This window comes from Stenotrophomonas pavanii, assembly GCF_900101175.1.
Classification (GTDB): domain Bacteria; phylum Pseudomonadota; class Gammaproteobacteria; order Xanthomonadales; family Xanthomonadaceae; genus Stenotrophomonas; species Stenotrophomonas pavanii.
On sequence record NZ_FNFQ01000003.1, the window covers coordinates 61,193 to 74,987 of the forward strand.

A 13,795-nucleotide genomic window follows, 5' to 3' on the forward strand; every position below is an offset into this window, starting at 1 on the left:
CGACGGGCAGGCCCGCGCGCCGATCATACGCTGCTCGGCGCAACGGGCGATCCACGCCCTTGCGCCGCGCAATCGGGTCGTGCCGGCCGCTGGCCGGCAACGGCAGGGTTTGGCAATGCGTGCGGCGTTGCCGGCCAGCGGCCGGCACTACCGTGATGCCAGGTGCAGCGTTGCCGGCCAGCGGCCGGCACTACCGAGATGCCAGGTACAGCGTTGCCGGCCAGCGGCCGGCACTACCCCAATGCCAGGCGCTGCTTCACTTCCGCCGCCACCCGCGCGGTTTCGCGCAGCGGTTCGATGCGGTCGTACTGCCAGTCCAGCCAATGCGGCTGCAAGCGCCCACGCGCGCGCAGCTGGTGCTGGAAGCGCGCCAGGCGGCCCTGCGCGGTACTGGCCAGCGCCACCATCACCGGCATGCGCGTGGCGCACGCCTCCGAGAGCAGGTTCACCGAATCGGGCGAGACCACCACGCGGTTGGCCCAGCCGAGCAGGCCACCATAGGGATTGGTGCCGTCGCCGCCATCGCCCCAGATCACGTGCGGCAGGTCGGCGAATTTCGCGCGCAGGACCTCGGCCAGGGCCGGCGGCGTACGACGCGAGGTCGTTGCCAGCAGGCTGCCGCCTTCGCTGCGGATCTGCTCGGCCAGCGCCTGGAACACGCCGACCATCGCGGTCTCGTCCCACGGTGCCAGCGGCGTCGGCCCACCGACCAGCAGTGCGGTGCGCGGGCCGGGCAGGGTACTGAAGCCGGCGAACGCGGCGCGGCCCCAGGCCAGCCAGTCATCGTCCACCGGGTTGAGGCTGCCGAGCAGGGTCAGCACGTTGCTGCCGCGCAGGGCATCGTGTTCGGGCACCACCACCACGTCCCAATGGCGGGCGCTGATGCGCGGGTCGAGGATCTGCACCACCTGGCTGCCGCGTGCACGCAGCACGCGCAGCGCGCCTGCGGCCTGGCGCCCGCAGCCGATGGCCAGCGCCGGCGCCTCGTTGGCTAGTGACGCAAAGGCCTCGCCGTAGCCGTTGACATCGCCGGGCAGGCGGCGCGGCGACAGCCAGCGCCAGGGCGCACGCGGTTGCAGGAGCAGCGGTCGGTGGGTGCCCTGGCGCAGTGCCGAGGCCAGCGCGACCGCCTGGCGGACATTGCCCGCGCGGCCGTCAGTGACCGTCCACGGCGCGCTCGATCGTTTCACCATTGGCATTAATTCGTTTCAGCCCTGCTGGGTGTTGCAACAGTCGCGACACTCTACACTGCGGCTCGTCGTTTCGCCCCGCGCCGCCCGCGGGCACTGACTTCCCTTCGCCGCCCTGGAGATCCACCGATGTCCCACGCGCTCGACGCCGCCGCCCTCGACCAGCTGTTCCGCACGGCCCGCACCCAGAACGCCTTCCTCGACAAGCCGGTCCCCGAGAGCCTGCTGAAGGAACTGTACGACCTGGTGAAGTGGGGCCCCACCGCGGCCAACACCACGCCGGCCCGCTTCGTCTTCGTCACCTCGAAGGAGGCCAAGGACAAGCTGGCCCCGGCGCTGTCCGAAGGCAACCTGGCCAAGACCATGGCCGCGCCGGTCACCGTCATCATCGGTTTCGACCTGGACTTCCACGAGAAGCTGCCGTACCTGTTCCCGCACACCGATGCCAAGGCCTGGTTCGACGGCCCGCAGCAAGGCCGCCACGAAGCCGCCATCCGCAACGGCAGCCTGCAGGGCGCCTACCTGATCCTGGCTGCGCGCGCGCTGGGCCTGGATGCCGGCCCGATGTCCGGCTTCGACCCGGCCAAGGTCGACGAAGCCTTCTTCGCCGGCACCTCCATCAAGTCGAATTTCCTGGTCAACCTGGGTTACGGTGACCCGGCGGGCCTGTTCCCGCGCCTGCCGCGCCTGTCGTTCGACGAAGCGGCGCGCATCGCGTAAGACGCTGTATCGGTTTCGGGCCCGCCGTCGTGCGGCGGGCTCTTGCTGCACCGTGTACCCACCCTACGATCCGGAGAGTTCCTCAGATGAGCGCCACCCGTAAACTGCTGCTGCCGCTGGCCCTGACCCTGGCCATCGCCGCCTGCTCCAAGCCGGCCGACACCGCTGCCCCGGCGGCCGATGCTGCCGCCCCGGCCACCACCGAGCAGGCCGCCACCCCGGCGGCTGATGCCGCTGCTGCCGCGCCGGCCGCCGAAGCGATCAAGATCGCCTCGGGCACCTACAAGCTGGACCCGAGCCACACCGACGTGCTGGCGCAGTGGAGCCACTTCGGCTTCTCCAACCCGAGCGCGCACTTCGGCAACGTCGAAGGCACCCTGGTGTACAACGCCGAAGACGTGACCAAGTCCACCGTGGAAGTGAAGCTGCCGCTGAGCGGCCTGAACAGCTTCACCGCCAAGTTCGACGAGCACCTGAAGAGCGCCGATTTCTTCGACGCCGCCAAGTTCGCCGATGCCACCTTCAAGAGCACCAAGGTGGAAGCGGCCGGCACCAACAAGCTGACCGTCACCGGCGACCTGACCATCAAGGGCATCACCAAGCCGGTCACCCTGGATGTCACCGTCAACGGCGGCGGCGAGCACCCGATGGCCAAGGTTCCGGCCGCCGGCTTCGATGCCACCACCACCCTGAAGCGCAGCGATTTCGGCGTCGGCGCCTACGCCCCGAACGTCAGCGATGAAGTGAAGATCCGCATCACCACCGAAGCCACCGGCGAGAAGCCGGCGGCTTGATGTACCCGACTCACTCGTCGTGAGAAGGCAGGAGGCCCGCTGAAAAGCGGGCCTTCTTTTTTGGGGTGCGGGTAGAGCCGGCCGCTGGCCGGCTGCTTGCGAGGTGCCCGATCATGAGGGGCTGCCGGCCAGCGGCCGGCACTACCCTGTCGGTGGGGGCGGCCACCTCCGAAGCAGGGTTGCTCAGCGCAATGCGCCCAACCATGCCACGCACGCTTCGCTCGGGCTCTGCTTGGCCTTCACCGCCAGCCCGCTGGCCCGTGCGAACGTCTGCGCGGCCTGCGCCACCACTTGGCGTGCGATCAGCGCCGCCTGCTTGGTGGCCGCCTGTTGCTTGCGCAGCTGCACGATGTGCACCGACGGGCGACCCACCGGCGCGTACTTCTGGTCGCGGCGCAGCACATCGGCCACCTGCGCCACTTCGAATTCGGCCTGCAGGTAGCGGTGCTGCGCCGCCACCAGCTCGCGCAGCGGCGCGCGCAGTGCAGCGGTGTCGGCGAACGCGGCCAGCGCCGCATCGCAGGCGGCGTCATCGGCAAAGCGGGTGCGCAGCGCATCCACGCCGGCCAGGGTCAGTTTGGCCATGTGGGCCTCGTTGCTGCAGGAAAGGAGCGCGATTGTCGCATTGCTTGGTGTGCTCCGGGCCGGGAGGCCTCCGCTTTGGTAGAGTCGACTGCTAGTCGACTGCTCTTGGCGCGATGCCGGAAACCCCCGCGCTGCGCACGATAGTCGACTAGCAGTCGACTCTACCTGGCTGGCATTTCAGGCGCAGCCGCACCCACGGAAGGAAGACCCATGCAGGACGCGCAGTACTGGTTGAACGAGTTCTGGTCGGGCCTGAGCGTGCTCGATCTGCTGGGCGGTAGCGTGCTCGGTACGCTGCTTGGCCTGGTGCTGGGCATCCTCGGCTGGCGCTGGCTGCACCGCCGGGGTTGGTTGCAGCGGCGCAAGCGCTGGCATCACTGGCTGCTGGCCAGCTACGTGGTGCTGCTGCCGCTGGCCACGGCCTTCTTCGGCCTGCAGCTGGGCTTCACCGCCGGTGCGCACCGCGCGCTGTTCAAGCAGCTTGATCATTTCCAGCCGCACCTGCAGACCCTGGTGGAAGGCTGGAGCGAAGGCTTCACCGACTCGCTGGACGACCCGCGCATGCGCGAGGCATTGCGCAGCCAGGGCACGGTGGGCGATGTGGCCGACACCATCGCCTCGGCCTACCTCAGCGAACATCCGCTGCCCGGCCTGGACCGTCTTGGCAACGGCCCGTTGGCGCGCGGTACCGGCTGGGTGATAGGCAAGGTGCGCGAAGGCCTGCTGCGTGGCATGGTGGAAGACACGCTGGTGGACAAGGCCGGCACCCTCGGCCTGGAACCCAAGGTGGTGCGCGAGGCGCTGACCATGCATGTGGATGAGCTGTTGCACACCCATGGCGTGCTGCGGCTGGTGAAAGCGCAGATCAACGGCATGATGCCCGGCGTGTACTTCGGGCTGCTGTTGCCGCTGCTGGCCGTCGCACTGCTGGTGGCGCTGGAGATCTGGGCCGCGCAGCGGTTCGGGTGGACGCGGCAGGGGGTAGTGCCGGCCGCTGGCCGGCAATTGCAGGTTCCCGCCGAGGGTTCATGAGGTTGCCGGCCAGCGGCCGGCACTACCCTCCGGAGGGCGTGCGGACCAACGGTCCGCACCTACCGTCCTTTGATCAATCGCCGTCGGCTTCGTCCGGATGGGCCTTCCAGTAGCCGGTCGAGCGGATCCAATCGCGCGGCACGCCCAGGTGGCCTTCGATGAACTTGCGCATCATCCGTGCGCGGCGCGATTCGGTGGCGATCCAGTAGAAGACATCACCGTCCGGGGCCTCGAAGTCGGTCAGCATGTCTTCCAGCAGCGTGCTGCTGGCCGCCGGGAAGCCGTTGCGCTCCAGCCAGTGGATGCGCACGTTCTCGTACTGCGGCAGGTCCTGGCGCTCGGCCTCGTCGCGCACTTCGATGAAGGCCTGCACTTCGGCACCGTCCGGCAGCACGTCCAGCCAGCGGGCGATGGCCGGCAGTGCGGTCTCGTCGCCGATCAGCACGTAGGCGTCGTAGGTGTCGGCCACCACGAACGAGCCGCGCGGGCCGCCGATCACCAGCGTGTCGCCCGGCTGCGCGCGCTCGGCCCACGGCCCGGCGACGCCCTGGTCGTGCAGCACGAAGTCGATGGCCAGCTCGCCGGTCTCGTGGTCCCACCAGCGCGGGGTGTAGTCGCGCGACGGCGAGGGCGACTTGCCGTCCGGGTAACTGCGGCCTTCGGCGGTCAGCACCGGCAGCACCATCTCGCCGCTGCTGTTTGGGAAGAACAGCTTGATGTGGTCGTCGGCGCCGGGCGAATCGAAGCCGGCCAGATCGTCGCCGCCCAGCACCACGCGGCGCATGTGCGGGGTGACTTCTTCGGTGCGCAGCACGGTCAGTTCACGGAAGCGCACATCCAGGCGCAGGCGCGGGTTGTTGTGTTCGGTCATGGGGATACCTGTAAAGGTGTCGCGCGGGGGCGCGCGGGATGGGGGAGACCTGGCTGGATTCAGTCTGGCTGGGTCGTTGAAAGGGGGGATGCCTCGCTACCGGCGGTACCGTTCAGCAGGGCGGACGCCCGGCTCAGCAGCGCCGCCACCTCGTCTGCCTCGCCCTCGGCCCAGCGGCCGTGGTGATGCACCAGCGCCCGCTTGAACTCGCGCAGGGCAGTGGCCAGCGGCGGCGGCAGCGACGCCTTGGTGATCTCGCGGGCACGGTCGAAGGCTCGCCGTTGCGCGAGGCGTACCTGGGTTCGCTGCACCTTCAGCTCGAACTCGCCGGCGGCGGTGATGCGGAAGATCCGCCTGCCGTCCACTTCCTCGGCCTCGATCCAGCCGGCCTGCTCGAAGCTGGCCAGCAGCGGGTACATGGTGCCGGCGCTGGGCGTATAGGCCTGCATGAACTGGTTGCTGATCAGCTGCATCAGCTCGTAGCCATGGCGTGGCTGCTCGCCGATCAGGGCCAGCACCAGCAGGCGCAGGTCGCCCCGGCTGAGCACCCGTGGCTGGCCGTTGCGGCGCGGCACATCCGGATCGGTGGAACGGGCTCTGGGAGAAGACGTACGGCTCATTTCGATATATCGGTAAACGAGTGTGCAAACGATATATCGATAGCGCGAGCCCGGCAATCATCGATCCGGCCACAAGCGCGTCTGTTTTGGGCCACGGCCCGCCCGCGCACCGCTCCAGGCGATGCGGCGGTCGCTCGCGCCAATCCAGGGGTGCGACACGTTGTCGCCGGTCAAGCGCCCGCGCCCGCGGTCGATACCGCAGGGTGCGCGGGCGCCGCACAACCGTCATCGGCCGCAGTAACACTGCGTCCTGCACATGGTGGCTCCGGGCCCAGCGCGACAGCCGGGCACCGGCTCCAAGGTGCCGCAGTACCCGGAAACAAGGGCCTGTCCTGCCGCCGGACAGGCCGGGACAGGCCTTGCGGACACTGGCCGCATGCGTCCATACGCCAGCGTAGCCAAGTGACGAAAGCCCTTGGTGCGCTACACTTTGCGGTCTAGAAATCTATACAACAGTCGCGCGCGTGCGTGCGGTAATGGGAGCGCTAATGAACTGGTTGAACGAGGTGCTGAACAACGACCCGAATCCTGTGGAAACCCAGGAGTGGATCGAGTCGTTGAAGGCCGTTATTGATGTCGAGGGCTCCGAGCGCGCGCATCAGCTGCTGGAAGGCATGGTGGAACTGACCCGTCGTTCGGGCGCCTACCTGCCGTTCTCTCCCACCACCGAATACGTCAACACCATCGAACCGCAGTTCGAGGCCAAGAGCCCGGGCAACGCCGAGCTGGAATGGCGCATCCGTTCGATCATCCGCTGGAACGCGATGGCCACCGTGGTGCGCGCCAACCGCAAGCCGGGTGACCTGGGCGGCCACATCGCCTCGTTCGCCTCCGGCGCCACCCTGTACGACGTGGGCTTCAACCACTTCTGGCGCGCCCCGAGCGAAAACCACCCGGGCGACCTGCTGTTCATCCAGGGCCACAGCGCCCCGGGCATCTACGCGCGTTCCTTCCTGGAAGGCCGCATCAGCGAAGAGCAGCTGGACAAGTTCCGCATGGAAGTGGACGGCGGTGGCCTGTCCTCGTACCCGCACCCGTGGCTGATGCCGGACTACTGGCAGACCCCGACCGTGTCGATGGGCCTGGGCCCGCTGGCCGCCATCTACCAGGCGCAGTTCATGCGCTACCTGGAAAACCGTGGCCTGATCGAGAAGTCCGACCGCAAGGTGTGGTGCTTCATCGGCGACGGCGAGAGCGACGAGCCGGAAACCCTGGGTGCCATCGCCCTGGCCGGCCGGGAAGGCCTGGACAACCTGATCTTCGTGGTGAACTGCAACCTGCAGCGCCTGGACGGCCCGGTGCGCGGCAACGGCAAGATCATCCAGGAACTGGAAGGCGTGTTCCGTGGCGGCGGCTGGAACGTGATCAAGCTGCTGTGGGGCGGTTACTGGGATGCCCTGCTGGCTAAGGACACCAACGGCGTCCTGAAGAAGCTGATGATGGAAACCGTCGACGGCGAATACCAGAACTGCAAGGCCTTCGGCGGCGCGTATACCCGCGAGCATTTCTTCGGCAAATACCCGGAAACCGCCGCGATGGTGGCCGGCCTGAGCGACGACGACATCTGGCGCCTGAACCGTGGTGGCCACGACCCGCACAAGGTGTACGCCGCCTACCACCAGGCCGTGAACACCAAGGGCATGCCGACCGTCATCCTGGCCAAGACCGTGAAGGGTTACGGCATGGGCAGCGCCGGTGAGGCGCTGAACCCGACCCACCAGACCAAGAAGCTGGACGACGAAGCGGTGCGCCACTTCCGCGACCGCTTCAACATTCCGGTGACCGACGCGCAGCTGGCCGACGGCCAGGTGCCGTTCTACCACCCGGGCCCGGATTCGCCGGAAGTGCAGTACCTGCAGGAACGCCGTGCCGCGCTGGGCGGTTACCTGCCGCAGCGCCGCCGCAAGGCCGACAAGACCTTCGTGGCACCGAAGCTGGAAGCCTACGAGCGCCTGCTGAAGAGCAGCGGCGAGCGCAGCTACTCCACCACCATGGCCTTCGTGCAGAGCCTGAACATCACCCTGCGCGACAAGGAACTGGGCCCGCACATCGTGCCGATCGTGGCCGACGAAGCCCGCACCTTCGGCATGGAAGGCCTGTTCCGCCAGATTGGCATCTACGCGCCGTTCGGCCAGAAGTACAAGCCGGTCGACGCCGACCAGCTGATGTTCTACCGCGAAGACCAGAGCGGCCAGGTGCTGCAGCAGGGCATCAGCGAGCCGGGTGCGATCAGCTCGTGGATGGCCGCCGGTACCAGCTACTCGGTCAGCAACGTGCCGATGCTGCCGTTCTACATCTACTACTCGATGTTCGGCTTCCAGCGCGTGGGCGACATCGCTTGGCAGGCAGCGGACATGCGTACCCGCGGCTTCCTGCTGGGTGGCACCGCCGGCCGCACCACGCTGAACGGTGAAGGCCTGCAGCATGAAGATGGCTTCAGCCATCTGGTGGCCGGTGGCATCCCGAACGTGCGCAGCTACGACCCGACCTTCGGCTTCGAAGTGACGGTGATCCTGCAGCACGGCACCAAGCGCATGATGGAAGACCAGGTGGACGAGTATTACTACGTCACCCTGATGAACGAAAACTACACCCACCCGGAAATGCCGGAAGGTGCGGCCGAAGGCATCGTCAAGGGCATGTACCTGCTGACCGACGCCGGCAAGCCGAAGAAGGGCGAGCTGCGCGTGCAGCTGCTAGGTTCGGGCACCATCCTGCGCGAAGCCATTGCCGCCGCCGAGCTGCTGGACAAGGACTTCGGCGTGACCGCCGATATCTGGAGCTGCCCGAGCTTCAACGAACTGCGTCGCGATGGTTTTGACGTGGAGCGTGCCAACCGCCTGCATCCGGAAGGTGAGCAGCGCAAGGCCTACGTGACCGAGCTGCTGGAAGGCCGCCAGGGCCCGGCGATTGCCGCCACCGACTACGTGCGTGCGTATGCGGATCAGATCCGTGCGTTCGTGCCGATGTCGTACACCGTGCTGGGTACCGATGGGTTTGGCCGTTCGGATACGCGTGCGAACCTGCGCCGGTTCTTTGAAGTGGATCGCTACTACATCGCGCATGCCGCGATTGCGGCGCTGGCGAAGGAAGGGAAGATGACCGCGAAGGATGTGGCCCGGGCGATCAAGCAGTACAAGATTGATCCGGAGAAGGCTAATCCTGTTGGGGTTTGATAATTAAGAAGGGGCAGCGAAAGCTGCCCCTTTTTTTGAATGGATTCGATGAGCCTGGGGAGGGAACATGCAAATGGCGGCAAAGCCCAATGCGTTCGGGGATGTACGTGGAGAGAATGACCACAAAGCGCTCGATGAGTCATTCTATGAATGGCAAGACTATCGGACTCTATTTGAGAGCGTCGACCGGTTCATTGTAGTGGGGCGCCGTGGCACGGGGAAAAGTGCCATCACCTACCGCCTCAGCAAAGTATGGTCTGATCGAAAAACACCAGTGATAAAAATTGCTCCTGTTGAGGAGCAAATGATCGGGCTTCGGCCACTAGCAAAGATGTTCGGCGCCAATCTGTCAAAAATGAGGGCTGGCATCAAGATCGCATGGAAGTACGCGATCCTAATGGAAATCGCCTCAGCGCTATTTTCCGACTATAAGCTCAAAAAATACATTGAAGCGAATAGAGACCTCGCAGAGAAAGTCGCAAACTGGCGCCGCCGCGGGACATCACCAGTTGAGCGGCTTCGATCTATCTTGAAAGATTTTAAGGCTGAGGTTGAAGGTGAGGATGAGCGCATCGCTGAGCTCCCTGCTTTTCTCTCAGTGGAGAGGCTGACAAACGAAATATCAGGAATCGTCTCTGAGTCAGGGCAAGAATACGTATTGCTCGTGGATCGCCTTGATGAGGGCTACGAGCCAGATATTACCGGAACAAGCATCATTGATGGAATTCTGTACGGGACGGACGAAATTAGGTCATCTCTCGCAGGACATTTTAGGGCGATCGTATTTATTCGCGACAACATGCTTCGCGCGATTGAGGCCGAAGATAAAGACTTTACAAGAAATCTTGAGTCCCAAGTTCTTAGGCTTCACTGGGATCCTCAGGAACTCTTCTACATGGTGGCAAAGAGAATTAGGTATGTCTTTGGGATATCCAAAGAGAGCGATGTAAAGGTATGGAACGCCATCACGGCGAACGAACTCCATGGCCGCGAGGGCTTTAGGAGATGTCTGAGACTCACTCTCTACCGTCCTCGGGATGTCATTGCGCTCTTAAATACAGCCTTCTATCAGGCGCAGCGGCAGGGACGGACCACGTTAATTGAGACGGATTTTGACGAGTCCGCTAAAAGCATATCTGTGACTCGCTTCAATGATCTTGGAAAAGAGTATGAGGCTGTGTTTCCTGGGCTAAGAGCATTGGTTTCTTCATTCTCTAGTGGAGACGCAAAGCTCAGGCTTACAGAGGTTCAAGAGAAGATATCTAACGTCATGGCCAGCCCCGGCCTAACTGCTGTCGAGTCTCAGCATTTTGCGATACTAGGGAGCGCGCAAGAGGTTCTCAAAGCGCTATATGGAATCGGCTTTATCGGTGTTTTTGACAAACAAATTGCAAGTTTTGTCTATTCTCACGACGGTAAGAGATTTGATAAATTGCTTGTGGATGAGGATATTCTAATGATTCATCCTTGTTACTGGCCGGCACTCAATATAAGCGGTTTTGAGCTGACTCAGGGTGAGGCGGAAGAAATATATGACGAATATGAGATTGCGATCGAATCTCAGAGTGGTGAGCAGAGAAAGCGTATTCTTGGGCAGCTGATGTCTGAGCTCAACAGCATTCCCGAGGGCGTTGCTGGAGCATCTCAATTTGAAGTCTGGTGTAAGAAGGCAGTCGAGATCGCATTTTCAAAGCAGCTCTCCAATATTCAGCTTAGGCCCAATGCCACTGCCTCCCAACGGCGCGACATTGTGGCGACCAATCAAGGTGGCGGTGTTTGGAAGAGAGTGCTTAATGATTATAGAACCCGGCAAGTGATATTCGAGGTTAAAAACTATGCAAAGATCGGGGTTGATGAGTTTAGGCAAGTTTATGGTTACCTTGGGCGTGAGTATGGGGAGCTTGCGTTTATAATTTGCCGGGATGCTGAGTTCGGTCTTCGCAGGGGAGCGGAGCTGGAGGCGTTTAGGGAGTTCTATAATAAAGGGAAGATAATTATAAAGTTCCCCGCCCAGCAACTCGTGACCATTCTTTCGAAACTGAGAAGTCCGGAGAAGGTGGATGCTGGTGACCTGGCAGTCGAAAGGCTCCTCGATACCTATGTTCGAATGTACGCATCTGGTCAAACTGATGTGCCTAATTCGAAAGGCACGCGGAGAAAGAAGAGGAAGGGTCGGGCAGAGGTGTAAGGGAATGTCGCAGGCTCTGCTGGGTCGAGAATGTCAACCCCCGTCGCTATCTAGTAGAGACGCCAGCTCTCTCCGAGCGCGAATCTCCAACATGTCCTCGGCGCGAGCCTCCTGCGGGTCATTGAACCGCCGCTCATACTGCTGCACATCCTAAAGTCTGGCCCACAAGCGTTTTCGGTGCTGCGCTTGCCATCCTCAGCCCGCCGTTCGGCCTGTGCTGCGATTAGATCGAACCGACAGCTGGGTAGCACCCGCTGTCGACCTGCTCTTGATGTGCCCAAGGGCCCGCGCGCACTTTCTCCGAATGGTCCGCCGCTCGAACTCTGATTCCATCATTCCGCTCATCGGTGTCTCCTTCTAGGAAATCAACACCTGGGTAGGTAACCATTGGGTTATTGCATGGCCTCGGAGGTCTATTGCGTAGACTCAGGACCCAAAAGATCATTGATGAAGGCTATGGCCTTCCGATACTGTTGTCGCAATTGGCCCGTTCTCCAAATGGCCACCAGACAGCGGCTAGGAACTTCATATGACAGATCAATTGCCCGGCCAAGAAGCCCAGGACCTACGGGGTATGCTTGGCAGGATCCTCCGTACATACCAGCAGGCGCGGTCTGAAGTCAGCTTTGGCGGAGAGAATGAAGTCGCAGAAGTCTTTCGGGAGCTAAAGGAGGCAGTCGAGCGCCTTCCGACCGTTGCCGGCAACGAGCATCTAAAAGTGGTCGCGAGCTACGGCAAGGGCAACTGGGCAACAATCCCCTGGCTATCAATCCTTGATCGACGGGAAACCACCACCACTCAGCGTGGGGTCTACGTGGTCTATCTCTTCAGCGAGGCAGGAGACGGGGTCTACCTCACTCTCGCCCAAGGGATCACTGAGCTCGAGTCATTTCATCGGAAGGAGGCCGTTCGAAAGCTCAATGACCGTGCAGAAGGGGTAAGGGCTCTCATCCCCAGCCTCGCCGAAGCGGGCTTCGACTTTTCCGCAGGCATAGATCTCCGCTCCAAAGGCAGCAAGGCGCGCATGTATGAAGCATCCACGATCGCGTCCAAGTACTACGGTGTGGACGAACTCCCGTCCGACGAATCGCTGATCGCCGATCTCGAAACAGCCCTGCAGGCTTACGGCGCAGTCGTCGATGCTCACAAAGATCGGGTGGCGCCACGATTTGATCGCCGCATTGCCCTCGTGGGGACATGGCAGACAATCTCTCGGGACTATGGCTCTGTGCGAGAAGGCATAGATAGCAATGGAGGATGGGCTAGCGGCTGGACATTCAGGCTCCGAGAAGGTGTCCGTGACGAGCTGTCAAGCGGCTTCACGCTCTACATAAATGGCGGCAGGCGGCAGATCGTCGCGAAGGCTCGCGTGGAGGCGCTCCGCTGCGCGCCGTCTGCGGACGGGATGGTCAATCCATGGCCCTCGCTATCAGGGACCTACGATGAAGGAAACCGACTCAACGATAGCGCCAATGGCGCCTATAAAACGTGGTTCAAGCTCGAGGCCATCGAGTTTATTGACCCATTCCCGGTAGCAGAGTTGGAATTGGTAGACGGGCTCTCCACCTCTAAAAGCGTGGTGAATCAGAACGCATTTGGTTACGTGTACGAGCGCCTCAAAGACTCATGGCTCAGGGACAGTGAAAGCCAGGATGCTGCTGGCGTGGAAGGGTCAAGCAGTTCAACCGAGCTCGAGGTCGATCTAGACATGTCTTGGTTGGTGGCTGAGACGCTCCTCGCCGAAGAAGCGCTTGGCAGCATGATCGATTGTCTGCGCGGGAGCCAGCCGCAGCTGATTCTGGCCGGTCCACCCGGCACCAGTAAAACCTGGGTAGCCCAGAAGCTAGCAACCTACCTAACCAGCGGTCGTAAGGGGGCGGTGCGACTGGTCCAGTTCCATCCTAGCTACACGTATGAAGCCTTCATCGAAGGTTTGCGCCCAGTGGCAGGTCCTTCGGGCGTTTCGTTTGACGTGACGGCCGGCGTAGTGCTGCAAGTAGTGCGTGATATGCGCAAGGCCGGGCATCTCAACGATCCAGACCACCCCTACGTCATCATCATGGATGAGGCAAATCGGGCGAATCTCCCAAGGGTTATGGGGGAGCTTTTGTATCTTCTTGAGTATCGGGACCAGGCAATCAGTCTGCAGCTCTCCAAGGAGTTCAAGCTGCCTTCCAACCTGATGTTCATCGCCACGATGAACACCGCCGATCGCAGCATTCGTTCCATAGACGCGGCGATGCGGCGCCGCTTCGAAATTTTCGAGCTTGCACCCGATACTGATGTGTTGGAGCGCTACTTCAATTCCATAGCTCTTCCGTCAGAAGTCGTCATTGAAGGTCTGTCCAGGCTCAATGAACATCTCACTAGGGACCTGGACCGACACCACACCATCGGCCATTCCTTCTTCATGCGCAATGACATGTCGCCAAAAGTTCTTCGGGAAGTCTGGACGCGAAAGTTGTTGCCCCTCATTGAGGAGTATTACTACGATCAGCCGGACGGCATGGGCGCCCTGAGCGTTAACCAGCTATGGCCTGATTATGCTGACTGAAGTTACTCTCGAAGAAAATCGAGAATCGTTCGTTCGCTTATCAGATCAGCAAGTTCAGGCGTTAG

At 62.5% G+C, this 13,795-nt stretch carries 10 protein-coding genes; 6 read left to right on the forward strand and 4 right to left on the reverse strand.

Going from position 1 to position 13,795, the window contains the following annotated elements; translation table 11 throughout:
- Positions 1 to 233: 233 nt before the first annotated feature.
- Positions 234 to 1,193 carry a mitochondrial fission ELM1 family protein gene (locus BLS66_RS06490; RefSeq protein ID WP_057494555.1) on the reverse strand — a complete coding sequence of 320 codons (960 nt, stop codon included), beginning with the start codon at positions 1,191 to 1,193 and terminating at the stop codon, positions 234 to 236.
- 126 nt (positions 1,194 to 1,319) lie between these two features.
- Between BLS66_RS06490 and BLS66_RS06495 the strand changes: the two genes are divergently transcribed.
- Both BLS66_RS06495 and BLS66_RS06500 read left to right on the forward strand, forming a co-directional pair.
- The gene (locus BLS66_RS06495) at positions 1,320 to 1,910 is read left to right on the forward strand and encodes a malonic semialdehyde reductase (protein WP_064237526.1); all 591 of its coding nucleotides are present in this window, start codon (positions 1,320 to 1,322) and stop codon (positions 1,908 to 1,910) included.
- Between the two features lie 86 nt (positions 1,911 to 1,996).
- Positions 1,997 to 2,704, forward strand: coding sequence for a YceI family protein (locus BLS66_RS06500; RefSeq protein ID WP_005415047.1), 708 nt, complete (start codon positions 1,997 to 1,999; stop codon positions 2,702 to 2,704).
- Between the two features lie 183 nt (positions 2,705 to 2,887).
- Here the strand turns inward: BLS66_RS06500 and BLS66_RS06505 are convergent, their stop codons facing one another.
- Complete coding sequence (locus BLS66_RS06505) at positions 2,888 to 3,289, reverse strand: hypothetical protein (RefSeq protein ID WP_049468657.1); 402 nt, start codon at positions 3,287 to 3,289, stop codon at positions 2,888 to 2,890.
- 210 nt (positions 3,290 to 3,499) lie between these two features.
- Here BLS66_RS06505 and BLS66_RS06510 point away from each other — a divergent pair, with 210 nt between their 5' ends.
- Positions 3,500 to 4,321, forward strand: coding sequence for a hypothetical protein (locus BLS66_RS06510; protein ID WP_057494553.1), 822 nt, complete (start codon positions 3,500 to 3,502; stop codon positions 4,319 to 4,321).
- Positions 4,322 to 4,394: 73 nt separating this feature from the next.
- Here the strand turns inward: BLS66_RS06510 and BLS66_RS06515 are convergent, their stop codons facing one another.
- Together BLS66_RS06515 and BLS66_RS06520 are read right to left on the reverse strand one after the other, a co-directional pair.
- Positions 4,395 to 5,192 (reverse strand): siderophore-interacting protein, encoded by a 798-nt coding sequence (locus tag BLS66_RS06515; protein WP_057494552.1) that lies wholly within the window; start codon positions 5,190 to 5,192, stop codon positions 4,395 to 4,397.
- Positions 5,193 to 5,251: 59 nt separating this feature from the next.
- Positions 5,252 to 5,812: a PadR family transcriptional regulator gene (locus BLS66_RS06520; RefSeq protein ID WP_049468662.1), complete on the reverse strand. Its 561-nt coding sequence runs from the start codon at positions 5,810 to 5,812 to the stop codon at positions 5,252 to 5,254.
- 488 nt (positions 5,813 to 6,300) lie between these two features.
- On the opposite strand from BLS66_RS06520, the gene aceE reads away from it, so the two are divergent.
- The 3 genes from aceE to BLS66_RS06540 all read left to right on the forward strand — a co-directional run bounded on the left by aceE (position 6,301) and on the right by BLS66_RS06540 (position 13,730).
- Entirely contained in the window at positions 6,301 to 8,988 is a 2,688-nt protein-coding gene (gene aceE / locus BLS66_RS06525) for a pyruvate dehydrogenase (acetyl-transferring), homodimeric type (protein WP_012478970.1), read from the forward strand.
- Between the two features lie 73 nt (positions 8,989 to 9,061).
- A complete protein-coding gene (locus BLS66_RS20820; protein ID WP_208596513.1) occupies positions 9,062 to 11,176 on the forward strand; it encodes a P-loop ATPase, Sll1717 family in 2,115 nt (704 codons plus the stop codon).
- Between the two features lie 529 nt (positions 11,177 to 11,705).
- Positions 11,706 to 13,730 carry an MrcB family domain-containing protein gene (locus BLS66_RS06540; protein ID WP_074725463.1) on the forward strand — a complete coding sequence of 675 codons (2,025 nt, stop codon included), beginning with the start codon at positions 11,706 to 11,708 and terminating at the stop codon, positions 13,728 to 13,730.
- Positions 13,731 to 13,795 lie beyond the last annotated feature (65 nt).

What these genes read in the sequence shown, in the direction of transcription:
- BLS66_RS06490 (WP_057494555.1), bottom strand. Translation starts at nt 1,193, where the DNA reads ATGGTGAAACGATCGAGCGCGCCGTGGACGGTCACTGACGGCCGCGCG.
- BLS66_RS06495 (WP_064237526.1), top strand. Translation starts at nt 1,320, where the DNA reads ATGTCCCACGCGCTCGACGCCGCCGCCCTCGACCAGCTGTTCCGCACG.
- BLS66_RS06505 (WP_049468657.1), bottom strand. Translation starts at nt 3,289, where the DNA reads ATGGCCAAACTGACCCTGGCCGGCGTGGATGCGCTGCGCACCCGCTTT.
- aceE (WP_012478970.1), top strand. Translation starts at nt 6,301, where the DNA reads ATGAACTGGTTGAACGAGGTGCTGAACAACGACCCGAATCCTGTGGAA.
- BLS66_RS06540 (WP_074725463.1), top strand. Translation starts at nt 11,706, where the DNA reads ATGACAGATCAATTGCCCGGCCAAGAAGCCCAGGACCTACGGGGTATG.
- BLS66_RS06500 (WP_005415047.1), top strand. Translation starts at nt 1,997, where the DNA reads ATGAGCGCCACCCGTAAACTGCTGCTGCCGCTGGCCCTGACCCTGGCC.
- BLS66_RS20820 (WP_208596513.1), top strand. Translation starts at nt 9,062, where the DNA reads ATGGCGGCAAAGCCCAATGCGTTCGGGGATGTACGTGGAGAGAATGAC.
- BLS66_RS06520 (WP_049468662.1), bottom strand. Translation starts at nt 5,812, where the DNA reads ATGAGCCGTACGTCTTCTCCCAGAGCCCGTTCCACCGATCCGGATGTG.
- BLS66_RS06515 (WP_057494552.1), bottom strand. Translation starts at nt 5,192, where the DNA reads ATGACCGAACACAACAACCCGCGCCTGCGCCTGGATGTGCGCTTCCGT.
- BLS66_RS06510 (WP_057494553.1), top strand. Translation starts at nt 3,500, where the DNA reads ATGCAGGACGCGCAGTACTGGTTGAACGAGTTCTGGTCGGGCCTGAGC.